Origin of the sequence: Mucilaginibacter sp. (genome assembly GCF_041663085.1) — a bacterium.
Taxonomy (GTDB): Bacteria; Bacteroidota; Bacteroidia; order Sphingobacteriales; family Sphingobacteriaceae; genus Mucilaginibacter.
Genome location: NZ_JBAZRC010000019.1, coordinates 40,319 through 42,199, shown reverse-complemented (window position 1 = coordinate 42,199; position 1,881 = coordinate 40,319). Strand labels below are relative to the sequence as shown.

Genomic DNA, 1,881 nt, shown 5'->3' with positions numbered 1-1,881 from the left:
GAGCGGGGCAAAAAGATTCCAGCCCGTGGTTCTGCCCGGTTTGCGAGGCAAAGGCCTTGTGGGCAAAGAAGCCTTTTTGCTGACTTGATTTTTGGTTACTTTGTATCAAGTACTCAGCATTTGTAATTCCAACCCGAGAAAGTAACTTTAAAAGAAGCGTTACCATAAAACCGTCTTTTGTCATGGTGCCCTCGGAAGCCCGTTATCAAGTTTGGTCGTATTCTTATTAATGACAACCCGCATGGTGGTGGCATAGCCAACCCCGTTTAAGAGTTTATCTATTGTCCAAGAATACCCGGCAACGCTTCTTTTTTATCCACGTAAAGTTAATGATGATGAGACAAAAAAAGAACGCATTTCCAGTTATCAACCCCAATGCAGCCGGTATTGACATTTCCAGTAAAGAACATTATGTAGCTGTAAACCCATCTCTGTGCGAGCAGCCGATCAGAAGTTTCGGTGCTTTCACCGATGAACTTCAGGCAATGGTTGAATGGTTAAAATCATGCAAAGTAGATACCGTTGCCATGGAAGCCACAGGCATTTATTGGGTTAGCTTATTTCTGTTGCTGGAAGAGGCTGGCTTTGAAGTGGTGTTGGTCAATGCCCGACATGTAAAGAACGTTAGCGGCAAAAAGACAGACATGAGTGATGCTGAATGGATCCGACAGTTACATAGTTGCGGATTATTATCTGCCAGTTTTCAACCAGATTCATTTACGCGTACGCTCAGAACTTATATGCGGCATCGTAAAAACCTGCTGGATATGAGTGCTACCCATATCCGTATGATGCATAAAGCACTGGAACAAATGAACATTAAATTGCAACATGTGATCGCAGATATAACCGGAAAGTCGGGGCAGGCTATTATTCGTGCTATCATTGATGGCTGTACTGATGCTGAAGTATTGGTTAGCTTGCTCGATCGTAGAATAAAGGCAACTCCTCAAGAAGTAAAGCGCTCCCTTAACGGCATTTGGAAGCCGGAGCATCTGTTCGAATTAAAACAGTCCTTTGAACTTTATCATATCTATCAACAAAAGATAATAGACTGTGACAGGTGTATTGAAAAACAACTATATGAGAGATGCGATGTGGAGATATCGCTAAAAGCTCATATTAAAAGTAATAAGAACGACTTGAACTTCAACGTCACCAATATCTTACAGCAGATCACCGGAACAGATCTTACTGCATTATTCGGCATCAATAGCAACACGGCAGCTGAGCTTCTGAGTGAAACAGGCTTTGACATGAGTAAATGGCCAACAGCCAAACACTTTACTTCGTGGCTAAACCTGGCGCCTAACAATAAGATATCCGGAGGTAAATTACTAAGCAGTAAAATCCCTAAAAAGAAAAACAAAGCAGGCCAAGTCTTTAAAATGGCCGCCTATGCTGTTCAACGCAGTAAGAACTGGTTAGCGGCCTTCTATCATCGTATTAAAGCCAGATCAGGCCCTGCTAAAGCAATTACCGCTACTGCCAGGAAGATCGCTACTATCTTCTACAAAATGTTAAAACAAAAAGAAATATTCAAACCTATCGCACTTGATATATACCAACATGCGTTCCAACAGACCCAACTTAAAAGGCTTGAAAAACAAGCTAAAAAGCTCGGCTTACAACTTAAGCCTATTCTAGTTACTTAAGAGACAAAGTAACAGCCCTCCCGCGGCAATTGAGCGGGCCAATTTCGTTTAAATACTAATGCTGTTAAAACAACATAGTTTTACAATTGTCCTAAAGAGATTGCCACGCTATACTCGCAATGACATATTGTTTAGGACAAGCACCAATGAATTAATGAACCAATAAACCAACATGAACAGAAGAACATTCCTATACACCGGCGGTATGCTGGCAGCAGCATCGTCC

The 1,881-nt window shown here is 41.8% G+C and carries 2 protein-coding genes; one reads left to right on the top strand and one right to left on the bottom strand.

The features are described 5' to 3' along the window. On the bottom strand, nt 1-184 hold a 184-nt coding region (locus WC615_RS06565), incomplete at its 3' end, for a hypothetical protein (protein ID WP_372977319.1). A 97-nt stretch (nt 185-281) separates the two neighbouring features. Between WC615_RS06565 and WC615_RS06560 the strand changes: the two genes are divergently transcribed. Beyond that, nucleotides 282-1,655 carry an IS110 family transposase gene (locus WC615_RS06560; RefSeq protein ID WP_372977318.1) on the top strand — a complete coding sequence of 458 codons (1,374 nt, stop codon included), beginning with the start codon at nt 282-284 and terminating at the stop codon, nt 1,653-1,655. Nucleotides 1,656-1,881: the final 226 nt, after the last annotated feature.